Here is an 18,673-nt window from a genome sequence, read left to right on the forward strand (position 1 = left end):
AGTTTGAAGATAAGAGCCAACGGGAGGTAGAGGAAATGTTGGGAATCACACTGCAAGAAACGCGAGTTTACCGAGAAATAAAGGAAGAGGGAATACAGGAAGGAGAACAGCGAGGACGTGAACAGGGACTCGAACAGGGACTTGAACAGGGACTCGAACAGGGACTTGAACAGGGACTTGAACAAGGACGTGAACAAGGACGTGAACAGGGACGTGAGGTAGAAGCGCGATCGCTCGTTTTCCGTTTACTAAATCGACGTGTAGGAGAATTACCGCAGGAAGTGTGTCAACAACTTGAATCCCTTTCCCTAGAACAATTAGAAAACCTGGGAGAGGCTTTGCTTGATTTTAGCAGCATAGCTGATTTAGATGCTTGGTTGTCAGGGTTGGATGGTAATTCTGAACCAGCATATCTGACCTAGCTTTGGGATTATTTTATTAGTTTTGGTAGGAGAATTACCCCAAGATGTGCGATCGCGCGTTGAATCCCTTTCCCTGGAAAAAGTCCTTAGTCAAACACCCATCAATCCTCATCAATCCTTAACCTGTTGACAGTGGTTAGAAGTTGAATTGCGAGCGCCCCGCGGAAATCGCTACAGTAACACCTATTCGCTGCTAAAATTATTCCCAGGGTTTAAGCCAATCTTCCATGCGTCGAGATTCGATTTTTTATAAATTATTTCAACAATCTCCCAGTTTGTTATTTGAGCTACTGACAAATCCACCAGAAAATGCAGATGAATATAGATTTGATTCGGTAGCTGTTAAAGAACCAAAATTTGAAATTGACGGCGTATTTATACCGCCGGAAAACGAAAATCCCGGTGTAGTCTATTTTTGTGAAGTGCAATTTCAGAAAGATGAAAGACTATATGAACGAGTATTTGCAGAATCTTGGTTATATTTTTATCGCAACCGGGATAGATTTAGTAATTTGCAAATCGTGATCATTTACCCATACCGCAGTTTAGAACAAAGTGATATTAATCCTTACCTAAGTCAACTGAATAGCCCACAGGTACATAGGATATATTTGAATGAACTGGGAGATATTCGCCAATTACCTGTATGGGTTGCCTTGATGATGTTAACTACAATTGATGAAGAAGAAGCAACCGAAGAAGCCAGGTATTTATTAACCAGGAATCAGCAGGAAATTCCTCAACCAGAAAATCGCGCCATAATAGAGTTAATAACAACAATTATGGTGTACAAGTTTGAAGATAAGAGCCAACGGGAGGTAGAGGAAATGTTGGGAATCACACTGCAAGAAACGCGAGTTTACCGAGAAATAAAGGAAGAGGGAATACAGGAAGGAGAACAGCGAGGACTTGAACAGGGACTTGAACAGGGACTTGAACAAGGACGTGAGGTAGAAGCGCGATCGCTCGTTTTCCGTTTACTAAATCGACGTGTAGGAGAATTACCGCAGGAAGTGTGTCAACAAGTTGAATCCCTTTCCCTGGAACAATTAGAAAATCTGGGAGAGGCTTTGCTTGATTTTAACAGCATAGCTGATTTAGATGCTTGGTTGTCAGGGTTGGATGGTAATTCTGAACCAGCATATCTGACCTAGGGTGAGCCGGGGAGTTGCTAAATTAGATCAAATAATCTAATTTTTTCTGGTACATCTACCCCAAGTGGGCTACTACCGCAGCGCCGTGATTAATGGAATATTAAAAAAACTCCGAGCCGGGTTGGTTAAAAGCAAAACTTATCTCAATACTTCTCCCCACCAACAGTGGTTACAAGTGGTTTTGGTGACTAGCCTGGGAGTGACAGCTTTGGTATGGGGAGTTAGGGAAATGAAATGGTTACAGTTTTGGGAATTAAAAGCTTATGACCAAATGCTGCGATCGCGTCCGGTGGAACCACCAGATCCCCGCATACTATTAGTCACAATTACTCAAGAAGATATAGAAAAATATCAATGGCCTTTGGCCGATAGCGTAGTTAATCAGCTATTGCTGAAACTAGAATCTTATCAGCCAAGTATTATTGGTCTTCATATTAACCGAGCAAATCAGGAAAACTTGGCAGACAATGTTCAGAATCAAAAAAATATTATCAGCACTTGTTTATTTAGCAGTGTAGACAGGTCAGAAATTGCCCCACCACCTAATTTTCCTGAAGACAATTTAGGCTTTAATGATTTAATTTCCGACTATGAAGAAGACCAAATCATCCGGCGCAGTTTATTATTTGCACAACCCACAGATAATCAATGTACTACTCCCTTCTCATTTGCGGCTCGATTGGCGGTTAACTATCTAGAAAAGCTAGGTTTTGCCATTGACTTTTTTGATCAATATAATTTCTCCATAGGTAACACTCGCTTTTATACCCTCAAGAGTAATTCTGGTAACTATACAAAATTAGATGCTGCCGGTTACCAAATACTGTTGAATTATCGCCATAGTAAACATCTAGCCCAACAAGTCACTCTCACACAAGTTCTGAATCATCAACTTGACCCCCATTTAGTTAAAGACAAGTTAGTAATTATCGGCACAACTGCACCTAGTGTTCATCCTGGGTTAAATACGCCATTAAATGCTGCACCTAACCAACCTTCTAGAACACATAGTGTTTTAATTCATGCACATATCGTCAGTCAAATTCTCAGTACGGTGCTGGATGGACGACCCCTAATTTGGTACTGGTCCGGAGGGTGGGAAATTGTCTGGCTGTATGGTTGGTCAACTATTGGGAGCATTTTAGGGCGGCGACTGGGACATCCTTTATGGTTGTTAGTGGTGGGAGGTACAACTTTAGCTGGTTTAGTGATAATCTGCACCATAATATTTTTTCAAGCTGGTTGGATACCGCTTATTCCCCCAGCTGTGGCTTTAGTTCTTAGTGGTGTCAGTACCATGACTTACACCAGCTACCAGAGTCAGCAACAAGCACAGCTGATACTGTCACAAATTCAAGAACAACAAGCAGCAATTGAAGAGTTAAATATTCTCCTGCAAGATGCAAGAACTACAGCAATTAAAGACGTACATAGTCACACAATATCTACACCTGTAATAACAGAAAAAAGAAGCGGTGATTTACTTTTAGGTGGACGTTACCAAATATCCAAACTGTTAGGTAGTGGGGGATTTGGTCGGACTTATTTAGCAAAAGATACTCAACTACCAGGTCATCCTAGTTGTGTAGTTAAACAACTAATGCCCGCGAGACAGGATCATAAGTTCTTGGCAGTTGCCAGAAGGTTATTTCACACAGAAGCAGAAATTTTACAAATGTTGGGCAAACATCAACAAATTCCCGAACTTTTTGCTTATTTTGAAGATAATAAAGAATTTTATTTAGTGCAAGAATACATTGCTGGTCATACTTTAGATGAAGAATTACCACCTATGCAAATTGTCCATAATCAAGCTGTTGTAATTGATATACTCAAAGGTGTTCTAGAAGTATTGGTATTTCTCCATCAGCATCGGGTAATTCATCGGGACATTAAACCAACTAATATTATTAGACGTGCTGAAGATAACCGTTTGGTTTTAATTGACTTTGGCGCAGTCAAGTTCATGCAGCCCCCAAATAGTCAGGAAACAGAATTAGCAACTGTTGCCATTGGGACAAGGGGTTATACACCACCAGAGCAATTTGCAGGTCATCCCCGCTTGTGTAGTGATATTTATGCCTTGGGAATCATAGGTATTCAAGCCATTACTGGAATACCGCCCCAGGAACTGGAACCAGATCCAAATACAGGTAATATTATGTGGAGAAAAGCAGTGGAAGTTAACGACAAATTAGCAGCAATTTTAGATAAAATGGTTTGTTATCATTTTGGCGATCGCTATCAAAGTGCAGCAGATGTTATACAAGATTTAAATCAACTCACTGATTTTATATCCGACACAATTTAGAAAAAAAATTGCAGGTTAAATCTCTCAACCCGGAAAGCAAGTAGGATAAATGAAATAGTTACCAATAACCAACCAAAATTAAAATTGCTGTGGTAATCAGAAATTGGACGGCGACAATTGTACTAACTTCTGCTTGGCTGCTATCTGGATTTATAGCTTCTGAAGCTTGGACTTCTTTAGCAGATCATGGCGCAGCCTCTTCTCATTCAATTTCTCAGATCAAACCAATTACCGCCAGCCAAGCTGAGTTTGGAGTGTTGAGAGTTGATTCCCAAGGTCAAAGCAAATTTACCCCCACTACCAGAGTGTTATTGTATCAAAGTGGTAAATACGGGTGGCGCATTAAACTGAAGAATTACAAAGGTAAGGTGACATGGCGAGAAATTATGCGATTGCCAAAACCTCCAGAAACCTGGGCTACAGATGATAGTCAAAGTTTGACTTTATCCGCTGATGGCATTGAAGCCATAACAACTCGTACACAATTTACATCTGATGGTGTAATTGAGAATTTCTGGACAATGGTTCCTGGTGATCCTGGTGGTAAGTATCAAATACAGGTTTACATTGACAACCGTCTGATTGGTGCTTTCGATTTCGATGTTATTTCTTTGCGAAAAAATTAACCCCTGTCTTCTTTTGAGTTGAAAAGCAGGGCGGAGTATTTTAGAAGTAGAGATTTCCGCAACAAACTCATGGATGCTCAGGAATTAATTCGACGTTATAACGCAGGGCAGAGGTATTTTCCCGCCATTAACTTAAGTGGTGTTAAGCTAATTGCAGCTTACCTACCTGGAATCAACTTATGGGGAGCGGACTTAAGTCGAGCTAACCTCGCCAAAGCTAAACTGTGGGGAGCGGACTTAAGTCGAGCCAACCTCGCCAAAGCGAACTTGACCAGAGCTAACTTATCTGGGGTTAAACTCACCGAAGCAAATCTCCGGGGAGCAAAACTTAATTTAGCCAAGTTGTATGGAGCTGACTTGAGTAGAGCTTACTATGATGAAAGTACCAGATTTTCCAGAGGTTTTGACCCCCAGAGTCAAAATATGCAGAAATTTTAACTGCATTGTTAATTACTAAACAGGTTCAGACAACTTGGCATCAAGACGACGAAATAAAAATATCCACAGTGGTAGGGAACTATTAATGGCAATTAGTCTGACTAAATGACCAGTAGTGACAATTTCTACATCATGATTTAATGCTAGGGATACCAGGATCATTTCTGGCGCTCCTCCTGGTGCTGTTACTAACAGACAAGTTAACCAGTCCCAAGAAGTTAATTGCATAGCCAGCATAGCAGCGATCGCCCCGGTAACGATGGTCATGGCTACAGACACAAACCCATAACCCACAGCTTTTTTGCCAATATTGGGTTTATCTCCCCAATACTCACCAATGGTAATCCCTAGCAGCATTTGACCTAATAACTTAATGAACACTGGCGGACTAAAATTGACATCACCTAAAACAGGTAGCCACTGCAGCAAAGAATTAAAAGCAAGACCAACTAATAAAGCACCAAAAAACTCCGCAGCTGGCAGTTTAAATAATCCAGCCAGATAAACTACTAAGCTGGTAATTACCAGTGCCAATAACAATAACCATAGCTGAGATAAATCAAAACTCCATAATTGATCTGTGACAGATAATGTTTGCACATTGATAAAATCACCAACATAATCACTGGATGTCCGAGCAATTAAGGGAATCAGCAATACTACAGAAGTAACGCGAAGTGACTGAACTAAAGCAACAAGGGTGACATTTCTATCATAATCTGCTGCAATAGATGACATCACCCCCACACCGCCGGGAACTGTTGCCAGCATGGAAGTTAATAAATTAGTTTTACTCAAGCGTGAGTAAATATAGCCGATGCAGCTACCACACAACAGCAAAAATAAAGTTAGAAAAATAAATATGGGAATTCCAGAAGCTAGACCGGTTAAATTGGCGCTGCTACTCGATGCACCCACAGTCAAGCCCACCAGTGCCATGCCCACTTTTCTCGCTTTTCGGTTCGGTTTTGGGCAATACTGATATAAAATCCGACATCCTTGTAAAACTATGGCACCAGAAGCAACCCCCCCAAATATCCAAGCAATTCCGCCCAGGTGTAGCTTAACCAGGGCAAAACCCAAAGGTATTGCCAGCAGCATTTCTAGGCAGAGGATGATAACTTGCTTGATAGATAAAATTTTTTTAGTGTCGTTTGCTTTTTCATCGGTAGTTGGTTGTGGGATGGAAGTAGTACTAAGATTTTGTTTCATATTTTTTTGCTTGGCAAATACCCCGAGATCAGCACAGCAGGTGAGAGAAACATGGTAAGTCCACTGAGCCAGCCTAAATGGGTAGGGTCTCCAATGTGTAAGTTTAATTTACATAGTGTATTGTGGCTGATCCAGGAGAATAAAAAAATGAATCACAAACACAACCAAAAAAGTTGAAAAGTTTTTTGGGGATCAGTTATGTAGGGCTGGTGTAATCAATGTTTCACCTTGATATATCAAGGATTAAAGTACCATTAAAGTTAAAAAGGTGCAAGGAATAAGACTGGAGAAATCCTCAAAACCCAATTCCCAGTCATCTGAATCATGGTTCCCCCCTCCTCTAACTGTGGCACAATAAAAAGTCGTAATCAGAAAAATATAGTTAAGGTAATTTAGTGACTCCAACTGCTCAATCCACGGCAAGTGCGCGACGCGCGGTGTTTCCATTTACAGCCATTGTCGGACAGGAAGAAATGAAACTGGCGCTGCTGTTGAACGTCATTGATCCCAAAATCGGTGGTGTGATGATTATGGGCGATCGCGGCACCGGCAAGTCCACCACCATCCGGGCTTTGGCCGATTTACTGCCAGAAATCCCTGTAGTTGCCAATGACCCCTTCAACAGTGATCCCAACGACCCCGATGTGATGAGCGATGAAGTCCGCCAAATGCTAGAACAGGGGGCGGAAATTCCCGTAGATCACAAAAAAGTGCAAATGGTAGACCTGCCATTAGGTGCTACAGAAGACCGGGTCTGCGGTACTATCGACATTGAAAAAGCCTTATCTGAGGGTGTTAAAGCCTTTGAACCGGGACTGTTGGCTAAGGCTAACCGAGGCATTCTCTATGTAGATGAGGTTAATTTGTTAGATGACCACCTAGTAGACGTGCTGCTGGACTCCGCAGCCAGTGGGTGGAACACTGTAGAACGGGAAGGTATTTCTATTCGTCACCCAGCCCGTTTTGTACTGGTGGGTTCTGGTAACCCAGAAGAGGGGGAACTGCGTCCCCAATTATTAGACCGCTTTGGAATGCACGCAGAAATCCACACTGTCAAGGAACCAGCTTTGCGTGTGCAAATTGTGGAACAAAGGGGGGAATTTGACAAAAATCCAGCGGCCTTTCTGGAAAAATATCAAGCTGAACAACAAGGACTGCAACAAAAAATTGTTAACGCTCAAAACTTGTTGCCACAATTGACAATAGACTACGAAAACCGGGTAAAAATTTCCGAAATTTGTTCAGAATTAGATGTAGATGGTTTGCGTGGTGATATTGTAATTAACCGTGCCGCCAAAGCATTAACTGCATTTGAAGGTCGTACCGAAGTTACGGTGGATGATATCAAACGCGTGATCACTCTATGTCTACGTCACAGACTGCGGAAAGATCCCCTAGAATCCATTGATTCTGGCTACAAAGTGGAAAAAGCTTTTGCACGGGTTTTTGGTATGGAACCACCGGAAGATATAGCGGCACAAAAAAATGGACTAGGTCAAAAGTTAGCAGCGAGAAATTAAACCCTTTGGTGTTGAGTTGTGACCAATTCATGACTCAACACTTAATTTACATGAAGACGGCAGTCAGGACTAAATATGAGATTATGGAATTTTTGGTTAAACAGCTTTATTTTAGCAAGCCAATACAACCCACCCAGATTTGTAGAGCTATTAATGCTTACCTTGGCGGTGGCAATGTTAGTAATAGCTACTGTTTTACCAGATAAACCTTATTTAGTATTGGGTTTGAGTTTGGTATTAGGAGCTTCAATTTCTATATTAGTGCGGGAAGCGATCGCGCCTTCGCCCCAAAGACGAATTACCCAGTTTACAGCATTATTATTGCTTTTAATTACTATTTACGGTTTTATTGATCTGCTGTTAGTTATTTGATGTATGATCAGGTGTTAATTAACATTCTCGCCCTATCAAAAAAAAATCTGAGCAACGATATACGCTACTCAGATTTATTCGTGCTGTTATTTGTGTCTGTTTATCTGTGTATCCAGTAACTACATCGCCATTGATCAGGATTCCGCTAAATCTGAAAAAATAATTTCAACTAAAATTTTGTATAATTTTGGGGTTGACTTAAACCCAGTGCATGAAATAAAATTTTAGATTGTCTGTCTAATTCCCGCTCGGATCAGGTAGACATATCACAAAAGCTAGCAACAGCGATTAATACAAACCAGATAAATCGCCTTTCAGCCAGCTACCTGTACGGCAACCTCAAGGACAATTCCATGACCTACGCAATTATTGAAACTGGCGGTAAGCAACTTAAAGTTGAGCCAGGTCGCTTTTACGATATTGAACTACTCCATATCGAAGCCGAAGAAAAAGTTACAATAGATTCAGTATTACTAGTGCAGCACAACGGCGAAGTCACCATTGGACAGCCGTTAGTAGCCGGTGCGACTGTAGAAGGTACAGTGGTAAGAAATCTCCGAGGTCGCAAAGTCCTGGTATATAAAATGAAGCCGAAAAAGAAAACCCGTAAAAAACGGGGGCATCGCCAGGAAATCACTAGACTGATGATTGATTCCATCACCCTAAATGGTACGGTGTTTACTGCCGAACCCGCTGTGATTGATAATTCACCCGCAGAAGCTGCTACTGAGTAATAAATACAAAAAACACAAAAAACACCAGAGGTAATTATGGCTCATAAGAAAGGAACAGGTAGTACTCGTAACGGTCGCGACTCTAATGCTCAACGCCTGGGTGTAAAGCGCTATGGTGGTCAAGCTGTAATAGCGGGTAACATTCTCGTGCGTCAGCGTGGTACTAAGTTTCATCCCGGTAACAATGTCGGTATTGGTCGTGATGACACTTTATTTGCCTTAATTGACGGCTTAGTCACCTTTGAGAGAAAAGGCAAAAATCGCAAAAAAGTTAGTGTTTATCCAGTGGCTGTAACAACTGAATCCGCACCTGTTTAAATCTAGCCTCCTGTTAGTTGGGTGGGTACTGCCCACCCGGCCACGCCATGGCAAAACTCAAAATCGGTAAGACAACCCCATGTGCAGAGCTTTCCCTAAACCTAAACCCGCTAAACAAGATATAGAAGTAATTAAAAAAACTTGTACTTGTTTAAACCCAGCCGTTTGAAAGTCAATTCTGGCTAATATCCCAGCAGAAATAATCAGCAAAGTATCAAGAAATATTCGGAACCAAGCCAGCATTAAAAAAAATAAGAATGCCGCCAAAGTGGTGACCGCAAAACTGCGTAAATTGGACTGTACTAGTAAACTAGAATATTTTGAGATTGCCGACCAAGGAACAGTCAAGCTACCCACCAACAATAATACAGCAACTATACAAGTTAACCACACATACCAAGGGGCTTGTGTCTCGGATAATGCCCAACCCAATGTACTGTAGCTGAACAATACCAGCACTAGGGAAGTCCAAGGAAGTCTTTTGACAATTAACATGAGTCGCTGTATTAAAAAGGTATTATATGTAACCACAACCCTAGTTTGACTTTAATTCCTATCTTTCGATTATTGATAAATTTTGGCGGTCATGGCTTAAACTATAGGTCTATCATGCTATTTTTTTAAGATGAATTCTCTATCCCAGGGAATCGAACCACTTGCACCAAAATAATGGCATAAACTAGTTAAATATTTGCGTAAACATTTGTAAACTATTAACAGCCGAGTAGCCACACATCACATCTTGTTAAGGACTTATTATGAAACAACTTGTAATCGCCGAGCGCATATGCCTAATTGGTCATATCGTGTCAATGCTGTTTGGATTAGTAGGGATACTAATAGTTGTACCTAATGCCGAGGTGATTTTCCATTTATCGGAATTTGGACAAACTGCCATGCAATGGAGTATGTCAGGTGGTGGTGTAGTTTATATGATCTTGGGAACTGCATCTGTCTTTTTATATGGTTTGCGGACTTTGGGTTTGGGGAGAATTTTGGCATTTATGCTACCGGCGATATTGATTTCCTTAACCAGTGAATTATTAGGAACTAGTACAGGGTTTCCCTTTGGTCACTATAGTTATCTAAGTGGGTTGGGGTATAAAATTGCTGGTTTAGTGCCGTTCACAATTCCTCTGTCATGGTTTTATGTGGGATGTAGTTCTTACCTGCTAGGCCGTGCTGGTTTACAGGTGGATACAAAACCTAGCTGGTGGCGACATCTCTGTGCTATCGCTTTGGGTTCTTTGCTGTTGACTTCTTGGGATTTTGTCCTAGACCCGGCCATGAGTCAAACTTCCCTACCCTTCTGGTATTGGCAACAACCAGGGCCTTTCTTTGGAATGCCTTATCAAAACTTTGCGGGCTGGTTCGGTACTGGTGCAGTGTTTATGACTGTGGCCGCGTTGCTATGGAAAAATAACCCAATCAAATTTGAGCGATCGCAACTCAATGTACCCTTAGTAGTGTATTTGGCCAACTTTGGCTTTGCTACAGTCATGAGTCTCGCTGCGGGATTCTCCATTCCGGTAGTATTAGGATTTATTTGGGGTGTAGCTCCCTCTCTAGCACTGTGGTTAAAAGCCTCAGCCGTATCTGCTCAAGTTGAGACAGAATCAAGCAGTAAAGATGTTTCAGTAGCTAATATCTAAAGTAGCCTTGAAACAACATTAGGGGACAGGAAGACCAGGAAAATAAATAACTCCCCGTGTCCCCTGCCCAATTCTTAATGTAATCACCATTCTCATTGACAAACATTTTGACTGTGGAAAACGCTTTAACAGTAGAAAGCGTGATAACTTTTCTATTGCTACTTATCCAAGCACCAGCAACCGCGATTCTCCTTTCGCGATTGCTCAAGGGGCCAAGAAGATATCCCCCCATTCAACCCCAACAGCCAACACCAGAGCTTTTGGGTACTGTCAGCGTTGTTGTTCCTACATTGAACGAAGCAAGTCGCATTAGTCCCTTGTTATCTGGCTTGAGTCGCCAAAGTTACGAAGTACGGGAAATTATTGTAGTAGACAGTAATTCCCAAGATGGTACTCCAGACTTAGTAAAAACTGCACAGCAACAAGACCCCCGGTTTCGTTTAATCACAGATGACCCTTTACCAGAACATTGGGTAGGTCGTCCCTGGGCTTTGCACAACGGCTTTTTGCATAGTTCTCAAGCCAGTACGTGGTTTCTGGGTATGGATGCTGATACCCAACCAGATCCAGGTTTAGTTGCTAGTTTGGTGAAAACCGCAGAAGCAAAAGAATATGATTTGGTTTCTCTTTCACCTCAGTTCATTCTCAAGTATCCCGGTGAATGCTGGCTGCAACCAGCACTATTAATGACTCTGCTTTATCGGTTCGATCCGGCAGGAATCACAACCGAACAGCCAGAAAGGGTTATGGCCAATGGGCAATGTTTTTTGTGTCGCCGTTCTGTTTTAGCCTCTGTGGGCGGTTATACCAGTGCTAGTAGTTCCTTTTGCGATGATGTCACATTAGCTCGATATATTGCGGCTCAAGGCTTCAAGGTCGGCTTTTTGGATGGCGCAAAGGTTCTGAAGGTGCGGATGTATGAGGGAGCAAGGGAAACTTGGAAGGAGTGGGGGCGCAGTCTTGACTTGAAAGATGCTTCATCATCTGCCCAAGTGTGGGGGGATTTATGGCTACTTTCAGCAGTTCAAGGTTTACCGGTTTTGGTAGTCCCCACTTGCTGGTTATTGTCTTCCTTTTCCCCTTTATTGTGGCTTAATGTGTTTTTGCTGGTAGTTCGGTTTGCTATGCTACTAGCGATCGCACCTGCTTATGATCGCCACAATGCTCAAGGTGGCTGGTTATTTTGGCTTTCTCCTGTGGCTGATCCCATAGCTGTACTGCGAATCTTTTTATCAGCACTTCACACACCACGGGAGTGGCGAGGCAGGAAATATAACTGAGTGTTAAGCTTTGAACTGATGAAAATTTGCTAGTTCGGGCAAGTAGCCCGCTAGGATCAAGACTCCTCTTCAGTTTCTAAGCGATCGCCTCGTTCCAATTCCCAGAGAATTTGATTTCCTTCCCGTCTTACCCGTGAGACAATCCAGTTACGCCAGCGCCACTCGTCTCCCCGACTGGTAACAGCACTGGCGTGGACATCCATCAGGTCTGCTAATTCCGAACTGGTGATTAAGTAGCCTTTTTCGGCAATTTCGTCAGCTATACGCAGAGTTCCCAGCAAGTTGCTGAGTTGTTTGACTCTTGTGGTAGAGGGTGTTTCTTCATTTGTGGCCGCATGTGGTGCGGTGGATGGTTCCATAACGTTTATATCTGATATCAAAGTACTGTTATCTTGTGTACTTTTGTGAAGTATTGTAGAGTGAAATTCATAATCCGCCATTTTTTCTACATTTGCTACACCTAGAGAATGTAAAGATTTGTCAGATTCACTCAAAGATAATTCTTGTAGAGATGGGATTTGACCGCCAGCAAAAGAGCGAGCAATCACATCACAGCGCTCGTTACCTATGTTACCAGAATGTCCCTTAACGTGCTGCCAATTTATTTGTGCAGTATTGAGTTGATCGAGCAATTCTAAAAGGTCTTGGTTCTGGACAGGTTTACCATCTGCTTTTTTCCAACCTCTTTTTTTCCATCCTGGTAACCACTTGGTAACGCAGTTAATCAGATATTCGCTATCGGTATAGAGGGTAATGGGTTCAGTTTGTCCAGAGGCATGGAGAAATTTTAAAGCAGCGATCGCCCCTTGCATTTCCATTTTATTATTAGTGGTATAGCTGGCAGCAGCCCCCATTTCATGGACTTGGCCATCACTGAAATAAGCTACAACACCCCAACCCCCAGGGCCAGGATTACCAGTACAAGCACCGTCAGTGTATATACTTTCAATTTTACGTTGGTTGGACATAGTGAACGAAAGATGGGAAGCAATATATAGGTTAACAGCATAGAAATCAATTCCCACAGCCAAATTCACTCAATTTTACCACTGGTAACTCTAGACATAATTGTCATATTTTGATACATCTATGTCCATAGCTATTTGAGAAAATATCTCTATAATATTGAAAGTCTCAAGGTAGTTCAGAATCAGCGTGTTTATAGTGTTAACTCTAGTTACTGGATTTTTAGCAGCGTTTTATCAGCTAATGCAATACTTGAGGATTTATTTAAATATTGATATTCAATTGCTACATGGTAATACTCAGCATCTCATGACTAATGACTATTCCCTGTTCTCTTTGATCTAATATTGTTTAGTATTCTGTATTTAACTGCCCCTAGACTGATGATTGAAGTAGAACATTTGAGTAAAACCTACGGTTCCACCCCTGCTATTCATGATGTTAGCTTTAGAGTTGAGCCTGGGGAAATTTTGGGCTTTTTGGGGCCTAATGGTGCTGGTAAAACCACAACTATGCGAATTTTAGCGGGTTATTTACCCGCCACTGATGGTAAGGCTAAAATTGCGGGGTTTGATGTTCAGGAAAATTCTTTGGCAGTGCGTCAACGCATTGGCTATTTACCGGAAACTCCTCCGTTGTATCCAGAAATGACCGTAGAGGGGTTTTTGCATTTTGTCACCAGAATTAAAGGCATACCCCCTGGCGATCGCGCTGATCAGGTGACAGCAGCCATTAAACGCTGTAACTTAGAAGATAAACGTAAAGTAATTATCCGCAAACTGTCTAAAGGATATCGCCAAAGAGTGGGCATTGCTCAAGCAATTGTACATGATCCCCCAGCAATTATTTTAGATGAACCCACCGTAGGACTTGACCCCCGGCAAATTATTGAGGTACGCAATTTAATTAAAAGCCTCGCTGGTACTCATACAATTATTCTTTCTACCCACATTTTACCGGAGGTGAGTATGACTTGTAGCCGGGTGGCTATTATCAATCGCGGAAAAATTGTAGCAACTAATACACCAGAAAACTTAATGACTCAGTTGGCAAGTGGGTCGGGATATGAATTAGAAATTGAGGGAGATGCTAACTTAGCAAAACAAATTTTGCAAAATGTGCCTGGTGTTAGTTTGGTAGAATCTGTTTCTAGTCATCAGCCATGGGTCCACAACCGCGCCCACATCCGGGTAATATCACAACCAGAAATTGAACCGGGAAAGGATATTGCCACAACTTTAGTTAATGCAGGTTTTGGATTACATGAAATGCGCCGTGTTAGCGCTACCCTAGAAGATGTATTTTTACAATTGACCACAGCCGAAAAGAATTTAGATTCTTTGGCAGATTCCCAAACTACCGCAGGAGAAGCAGCATAAATGGGTATAGTCCTCAGTAATATTATTGCCATTTATCGCCGGGAGTTACAAAGTTATTTTGTCTCTCCCCTGGCTTATGCCATTGCGGGTGTATTTTGGTTTATAGCTGGGTTATTCTTTGTGACTATTTTGCTGGGACCTGATGGGATTTTGCCAGCAGTGGCACAATTAGATTTACAAGGACAACAACTAGGTGTACCAATACCACCCATAGATGTGCCTTATGAATTTGTCCGGGCATTTTTAGACCGTATGGGCTGGCTATTGTTATTTATTCTGCCTATTCTTTCTATGGGACTGTATGCCGAAGAACGCAAGCGCGGCACTTTGGAACTTTTAGCCACATCACCTGTAACTAACTGGGCTGTGGCTGTCGGTAAATTGTTAGGGGTACTGACATTTTTTACTACTTTGATTGTACCGCTGTTTGTATTTGAAGCGATCGCCCTTAGTGCTTCCAATCCTCCCATACCCCCTATTATACCTTTGTTGGGGCATTTTGGCTTAGTCTTGCTGGCAGCTGCCATTTTATCTTTGGGAATGTTTATTTCCTCCCTGACTGACAGTACAATTTTATCTGCTGTCCTTACCTTTGCCGTGGTTTTATTATTATTGTTTGTTGATGTAATTGCTAAAAGTATTGGTGGGTCAGTGGGAGAAATTTTGGGTCACTTCTCATTGTTAAAACATTACAGCACCTTGATTCAGGGTATTTTTGATACCAGCGCTTTAATTTTGTTTAGCAGTTACATTTTTTTAGGGATTTTTCTCACCGCCCAATCAATTGATGCGTTGCGCTTTCAACGTCAATAGATAACATGAAAATTATCAAACAAAACCAACTAGGAAAATATCTATTTTGGCTAGGCCCGTTTTTAGTGACTGTGGGCTTAACTACTGGCTTAGTTTCCGGCCAATGGGGAATTGTGGGTTTACTGTTTATAATTACCGGAACTATAATTAGTGGTTTGTGGGTAGTATGGCAAGGAAGACAAACTAAATGGTGGAATCGTCGTTCTACTCAAGTTGGTACTAATGCCCTAGTTAGCATTGTAGCTGTATTGGTAATTTTAGGGTTAGTTAACTTTTTGGCTACTCGCTACAACCTGCGGAAAGATTTAACCGAAGCCCAGTTATTTACCCTAGCCCCCCAAACTCAAGAATTAGTGCGTGGCTTACCCCAGTCTGTCAAGGTGTGGATATTTGATCTTAGCACCAATGCCCAAGACAGGGAATTATTAGAAAACTATCGCCGAGAAAATAGTAATTTTCAGTTTGAGTATGTTGATCCCCAAAGTAGACCGGGATTAGCCAATAAGTTTGGTGTTCAAGATTATGGCGAAGTGTACCTAGAATTTGGAGATAATCGCCAATTAGTGCAAACTTTAAATGTTAATGAACGGCTTTCGGAAGTGAGGTTAACTAACCGTTTGCAACAAATCACCAGTAGCACTACTACGCCAGTTTACTTTCTTCAAGGTCATGGGGAAGCAGCAATTACACCCAGTCAAGGGGGAATTTCACAAGCTATTCAAAAGTTAGCTGAGAGAAACTACACTGCATCACCACTGAATTTAGTAGAAAAATCCCAAGTTCCAGAAGATGCAGGTGTTGTGATTGTAGCCGGACCAAAACAAGAATTATTTGATAAAGAAGTCAAAGCTTTACAAAATTACCTCAATAATGGTGGTAATGTACTGTTCATGATTGACCCTAATACTGATAATAATCTCAATAGCTTACTACAGGAGTGGGGTATTAAGTTAGATAATCGTTTAGTAGTGGATGTGTCTGGGAGGGGTGTGGGACTTGGTCCCGCTGTTCCCATCATCACAGAATATGGGCAACATCCCATTACAAAAGAGTTTGGTAACGGCATTTCTTTTTATCGGTTAGCTAGACCCTTAGAAATTACTTCTGTGGCTGGTATTGAGTCCACTAATTTATTCTCAACCAAGGCTTATCCTGACAGTTGGGCAGAAAGTGACCTAAACAGCGAAAAATTAGAGTTTGACTCTCAAACAGATACCCCGGGTCCCCTCACTTTGGCTGTGGCTTTGAGCAAAACAATACCAGGTGAAACTAAACCAAGTCCTCCAGTATCGCCCACACCATCACCTACTATTGAGAATGAAACTAACCCCCCTACACCAGAAAAGTCAGAACAACCTCAAGAACAAACTAAAATTGAATCACGATTAGTAGTGATAGGAGACTCCGACTTTGCTACTGATGAGTTATTTGAACAGCAACTCAATGGCGACGTGTTTCTTAACTCGGTGACTTGGTTGAGTCAACAAGACCAGCAGCCCCTTTCCATTCGCCCCAAAGAAGCAAAAAATCGCCGTATTAATTTAAGTGTAGCCCAAGGTAATTTTTTAACATGGTCGTCTTTGTTGGTATTACCTCTCATGGGGTTGATGACTGGGGTCATTATCTGGTGGAAACGGAGATAATTAATCATGAAGTTATCACGCACGACTTTAGTTTTAATATTCTTAGCTCTGGGTTTGGGTGGTTTTGTTTATTTCTATGAAATTCGCGGTCAAACCCAGCGCCAAGAAGTGAAGAAGCAACAGCAGCAAATTTTCTCTTTTCAAGAAGATGATATAGAATCTCTCACCATTAAAATTAAAGATACCACCCTGAGTTTAAAACGTAACCAGGCAACAGAAAAGCCCCAATGGTTGCTCGTATCCCCGACCACAGAACCAGCAAATGATGCTATTGTGACTTATTTAACAGATTTGTTAGTCCAAAGTGAAAGCGATCGCACTTTATCAGTTCCATCCAGCCAACGAGAAGAATTTGGTTTAGTGCCACCACTAGCCACTATTAATATTAACCTTAAAAATAAAAAGACTCATCAGTTAATTTTGGGTAAACCTGATTTTAACCGTGGTTTTTTGTATGCCCAAACTGATTTGCAAACCCAAGAAAATGGTAATATCAATATCATACTGGTATCGACCAATTTTGAAAATGCCGTTAATCGCGAGCTTTCAGAATGGAAACAATCGCCAGATACAGGCGACGCTAAACCAGAAGCCAGCCCTAATTAAAAATTAAGACATCACATGACCAATCCTACCGCCACTTTACTCATTTCCTGTACCGACCAACGGGGACTAGTGGCTAAATTTGCCAATTTTATCTATGCTAACGGGGGTAATATTATTCATGCAGACCAGCATACAGACTTTGCAGCTGGGTTATTTCTCACCCGTATTGAATGGCAGTTAGAGGGTTTTAACTTACCACGGGAATTTATTGCTCCTGCATTTAATGCGATCGCTCAACCTTTAGATGCCACTTGGCAACTACACTTTTCTGACACTATACCACGTATTGCCATTTGGGTGAGTCGGCAAGACCATTGTTTATTTGACTTAATTTGGCGACAACGTGCTAAAGAATTTGTGGCAGAAATTCCCCTAATTATTAGCAACCATCCTCATTTTAAAATAATAGCCGAGCAATTTGGCATTGATTTTCACCACATCCCCATCACCAAAGAAAACAAAGCCGAACAGGAAGCACAACAACTAGAACTACTGCAAAAATATCAAATTGACTTAGTAGTTTTAGCCAAATATATGCAAATTGTCAGTGCAGACTTTATTAATCAGTTTCCCAAAATAATCAATATTCATCATTCATTTTTACCAGCTTTTGTAGGTGCTAATCCCTATCACAGAGCCTTTGAACGTGGTGTTAAAATTATTGGGGCTACAGCCCATTATGCCACCGCTGATTTAGATGCTGGTCCAATTATTGAACAAGATGTAGTGCGCGTCAGTCACCGAGATGAAGTCGAAGATTTAATCAGAAAAGGTAAAGATTTAGAAAGAGTTGTATTAGCCAGGGCAGTGAGGTTACATTTACAAAATCGGGTGCTAGTGTATGCTAATCGTACAGTAGTATTTGAGTGATGTTTAAATTGAATATATAAATCACCTAGACTGCTTAGAACCCAGCCATCTGGCAATTCTCCAAAGTTAATCAACATTGCCAGTGACCTACCATTGAGATAGAGTATAGTGTAATAAGGTGCAAAATATGGAAGTAGATAAAAGACCAATAATATCACCAATCAACTTGCTGTCACAAGCAGATGAGGAACTAGAACACAAGCTACGGGAACTGAAATTTAGACAAGAACTGAGAAAAGATTGGATATTATTTATTGTGCGGGATGTTGTTATTTTTTCTGTGGCCATCGCCTTTGTATTTGCTGTATGTGGCTATTCCTTATTTATCCTGGTTAATAGGTAATTAAAATTACTTAT

At 41.4% G+C, this 18,673-nt stretch carries 20 protein-coding genes and 1 pseudogene; 18 read left to right on the plus strand and 3 right to left on the minus strand.

Annotation, left to right across the window (positions count from 1 at the left end; translation table 11 throughout):
* From NWP17_RS02610 to NWP17_RS02630, 5 genes are all read left to right on the plus strand, one after another.
* On the plus strand, window positions 1-422 hold a 422-nt coding region (locus tag NWP17_RS02610; protein ID WP_280653357.1), incomplete at its 5' end, for a DUF4351 domain-containing protein.
* A gap of 227 nt (window positions 423-649) precedes the next feature.
* Window positions 650-1,576 carry an Rpn family recombination-promoting nuclease/putative transposase gene (locus tag NWP17_RS02615; protein WP_280653358.1) on the plus strand — a complete coding sequence of 309 codons (927 nt, stop codon included), beginning with the start codon at window positions 650-652 and terminating at the stop codon, window positions 1,574-1,576.
* An 85-nt stretch (window positions 1,577-1,661) separates the two neighbouring features.
* A complete protein-coding gene (locus NWP17_RS02620; RefSeq protein WP_280653359.1) occupies window positions 1,662-3,887 on the plus strand; it encodes a CHASE2 domain-containing protein in 2,226 nt (741 codons plus the stop codon).
* A 95-nt stretch (window positions 3,888-3,982) separates the two neighbouring features.
* The gene (locus NWP17_RS02625; RefSeq protein WP_280653402.1) at window positions 3,983-4,513 is read left to right on the plus strand and encodes a hypothetical protein; all 531 of its coding nucleotides are present in this window, start codon (window positions 3,983-3,985) and stop codon (window positions 4,511-4,513) included.
* 69 nt (window positions 4,514-4,582) lie between these two features.
* A complete protein-coding gene (locus NWP17_RS02630; RefSeq protein ID WP_280653360.1) occupies window positions 4,583-4,951 on the plus strand; it encodes a pentapeptide repeat-containing protein in 369 nt (122 codons plus the stop codon).
* Window positions 4,952-4,966: 15 nt separating this feature from the next.
* Here the strand turns inward: NWP17_RS02630 and NWP17_RS02635 are convergent, their stop codons facing one another.
* On the minus strand, window positions 4,967-6,163 hold the full coding sequence (locus tag NWP17_RS02635) for an AbrB family transcriptional regulator (protein ID WP_280653361.1): 1,197 nt from the start codon (window positions 6,161-6,163) through the stop codon (window positions 4,967-4,969).
* A 395-nt stretch (window positions 6,164-6,558) separates the two neighbouring features.
* Between NWP17_RS02635 and bchI the strand changes: the two genes are divergently transcribed.
* From bchI to rpmA, 4 genes are all read left to right on the plus strand, one after another.
* A complete protein-coding gene (bchI, locus tag NWP17_RS02640) occupies window positions 6,559-7,683 on the plus strand; it encodes a magnesium chelatase ATPase subunit I (protein ID WP_280653362.1) in 1,125 nt (374 codons plus the stop codon).
* Window positions 7,684-7,758: 75 nt separating this feature from the next.
* Window positions 7,759-8,055: a hypothetical protein gene (locus NWP17_RS02645; RefSeq protein WP_280653363.1), complete on the plus strand. Its 297-nt coding sequence runs from the start codon at window positions 7,759-7,761 to the stop codon at window positions 8,053-8,055.
* Window positions 8,056-8,408: 353 nt separating this feature from the next.
* On the plus strand, window positions 8,409-8,789 hold the full coding sequence (gene rplU, locus NWP17_RS02650; RefSeq protein ID WP_280653364.1) for a 50S ribosomal protein L21: 381 nt from the start codon (window positions 8,409-8,411) through the stop codon (window positions 8,787-8,789).
* Window positions 8,790-8,825: 36 nt separating this feature from the next.
* On the plus strand, window positions 8,826-9,107 hold the full coding sequence (rpmA, locus tag NWP17_RS02655; RefSeq protein WP_280653365.1) for a 50S ribosomal protein L27: 282 nt from the start codon (window positions 8,826-8,828) through the stop codon (window positions 9,105-9,107).
* Between the two features lie 57 nt (window positions 9,108-9,164).
* Here the strand turns inward: rpmA and NWP17_RS02660 are convergent, their stop codons facing one another.
* Window positions 9,165-9,602 (minus strand): hypothetical protein, encoded by a 438-nt coding sequence (locus NWP17_RS02660; protein ID WP_280653366.1) that lies wholly within the window; start codon window positions 9,600-9,602, stop codon window positions 9,165-9,167.
* Window positions 9,603-9,865: 263 nt separating this feature from the next.
* Between NWP17_RS02660 and cruF the strand changes: the two genes are divergently transcribed.
* Both cruF and cruG read left to right on the plus strand, forming a co-directional pair.
* The gene (gene cruF, locus NWP17_RS02665) at window positions 9,866-10,759 is read left to right on the plus strand and encodes a gamma-carotene 1'-hydroxylase CruF (protein WP_280653367.1); all 894 of its coding nucleotides are present in this window, start codon (window positions 9,866-9,868) and stop codon (window positions 10,757-10,759) included.
* Between the two features lie 113 nt (window positions 10,760-10,872).
* Entirely contained in the window at window positions 10,873-12,039 is a 1,167-nt protein-coding gene (gene cruG / locus NWP17_RS02670; RefSeq protein ID WP_280653368.1) for a 2'-O-glycosyltransferase CruG, read from the plus strand.
* A 56-nt stretch (window positions 12,040-12,095) separates the two neighbouring features.
* Here cruG and rnhA read toward each other — a convergent pair whose 3' ends face one another.
* A complete protein-coding gene (gene rnhA, locus NWP17_RS02675; RefSeq protein WP_280653369.1) occupies window positions 12,096-13,007 on the minus strand; it encodes a ribonuclease HI in 912 nt (303 codons plus the stop codon).
* A gap of 159 nt (window positions 13,008-13,166) precedes the next feature.
* Here rnhA and NWP17_RS02680 point away from each other — a divergent pair.
* The 7 genes and pseudogenes from NWP17_RS02680 to NWP17_RS02710 form a co-directional block, all read left to right on the plus strand.
* Window positions 13,167-13,280: pseudogene (locus NWP17_RS02680) on the plus strand (iron-siderophore ABC transporter substrate-binding protein); the annotation flags it as partial.
* Window positions 13,281-13,388: 108 nt separating this feature from the next.
* Window positions 13,389-14,384 carry an ABC transporter ATP-binding protein gene (locus NWP17_RS02685; protein WP_280653370.1) on the plus strand — a complete coding sequence of 332 codons (996 nt, stop codon included), beginning with the start codon at window positions 13,389-13,391 and terminating at the stop codon, window positions 14,382-14,384.
* Complete coding sequence (locus NWP17_RS02690; protein ID WP_280653371.1) at window positions 14,385-15,197, plus strand: ABC transporter permease; 813 nt, start codon at window positions 14,385-14,387, stop codon at window positions 15,195-15,197.
* Between the two features lie 5 nt (window positions 15,198-15,202).
* Window positions 15,203-16,840, plus strand: a complete 1,638-nt coding sequence (locus NWP17_RS02695) for a GldG family protein (RefSeq protein ID WP_280653372.1) — start codon at window positions 15,203-15,205, stop codon at window positions 16,838-16,840.
* Between the two features lie 6 nt (window positions 16,841-16,846).
* Window positions 16,847-17,446 (plus strand): DUF4340 domain-containing protein, encoded by a 600-nt coding sequence (locus tag NWP17_RS02700; protein WP_280653373.1) that lies wholly within the window; start codon window positions 16,847-16,849, stop codon window positions 17,444-17,446.
* 15 nt (window positions 17,447-17,461) lie between these two features.
* Complete coding sequence (gene purU, locus NWP17_RS02705) at window positions 17,462-18,316, plus strand: formyltetrahydrofolate deformylase (RefSeq protein WP_280653374.1); 855 nt, start codon at window positions 17,462-17,464, stop codon at window positions 18,314-18,316.
* 127 nt (window positions 18,317-18,443) lie between these two features.
* Window positions 18,444-18,659 (plus strand): hypothetical protein, encoded by a 216-nt coding sequence (locus tag NWP17_RS02710; RefSeq protein WP_280653375.1) that lies wholly within the window; start codon window positions 18,444-18,446, stop codon window positions 18,657-18,659.
* Window positions 18,660-18,673 lie beyond the last annotated feature (14 nt).

It is taken from the genome of Chrysosporum bergii ANA360D (assembly GCF_029891735.1).
GTDB lineage: Bacteria > Cyanobacteriota > Cyanobacteriia > Cyanobacteriales > Nostocaceae > Umezakia > Umezakia bergii.

What these genes read in the sequence shown, in the direction of transcription:
- NWP17_RS02660 (WP_280653366.1), bottom strand. Translation starts at nt 9,602, where the DNA reads ATGTTAATTGTCAAAAGACTTCCTTGGACTTCCCTAGTGCTGGTATTG.
- NWP17_RS02630 (WP_280653360.1), top strand. Translation starts at nt 4,583, where the DNA reads ATGGATGCTCAGGAATTAATTCGACGTTATAACGCAGGGCAGAGGTAT.
- NWP17_RS02685 (WP_280653370.1), top strand. Translation starts at nt 13,389, where the DNA reads ATGATTGAAGTAGAACATTTGAGTAAAACCTACGGTTCCACCCCTGCT.
- NWP17_RS02700 (WP_280653373.1), top strand. Translation starts at nt 16,847, where the DNA reads ATGAAGTTATCACGCACGACTTTAGTTTTAATATTCTTAGCTCTGGGT.
- NWP17_RS02690 (WP_280653371.1), top strand. Translation starts at nt 14,385, where the DNA reads ATGGGTATAGTCCTCAGTAATATTATTGCCATTTATCGCCGGGAGTTA.
- rnhA (WP_280653369.1), bottom strand. Translation starts at nt 13,007, where the DNA reads ATGTCCAACCAACGTAAAATTGAAAGTATATACACTGACGGTGCTTGT.
- NWP17_RS02615 (WP_280653358.1), top strand. Translation starts at nt 650, where the DNA reads ATGCGTCGAGATTCGATTTTTTATAAATTATTTCAACAATCTCCCAGT.
- NWP17_RS02710 (WP_280653375.1), top strand. Translation starts at nt 18,444, where the DNA reads ATGGAAGTAGATAAAAGACCAATAATATCACCAATCAACTTGCTGTCA.
- NWP17_RS02645 (WP_280653363.1), top strand. Translation starts at nt 7,759, where the DNA reads ATGAGATTATGGAATTTTTGGTTAAACAGCTTTATTTTAGCAAGCCAA.
- rpmA (WP_280653365.1), top strand. Translation starts at nt 8,826, where the DNA reads ATGGCTCATAAGAAAGGAACAGGTAGTACTCGTAACGGTCGCGACTCT.
- cruF (WP_280653367.1), top strand. Translation starts at nt 9,866, where the DNA reads ATGAAACAACTTGTAATCGCCGAGCGCATATGCCTAATTGGTCATATC.
- rplU (WP_280653364.1), top strand. Translation starts at nt 8,409, where the DNA reads ATGACCTACGCAATTATTGAAACTGGCGGTAAGCAACTTAAAGTTGAG.
- purU (WP_280653374.1), top strand. Translation starts at nt 17,462, where the DNA reads ATGACCAATCCTACCGCCACTTTACTCATTTCCTGTACCGACCAACGG.
- NWP17_RS02635 (WP_280653361.1), bottom strand. Translation starts at nt 6,163, where the DNA reads ATGAAACAAAATCTTAGTACTACTTCCATCCCACAACCAACTACCGAT.
- NWP17_RS02695 (WP_280653372.1), top strand. Translation starts at nt 15,203, where the DNA reads ATGAAAATTATCAAACAAAACCAACTAGGAAAATATCTATTTTGGCTA.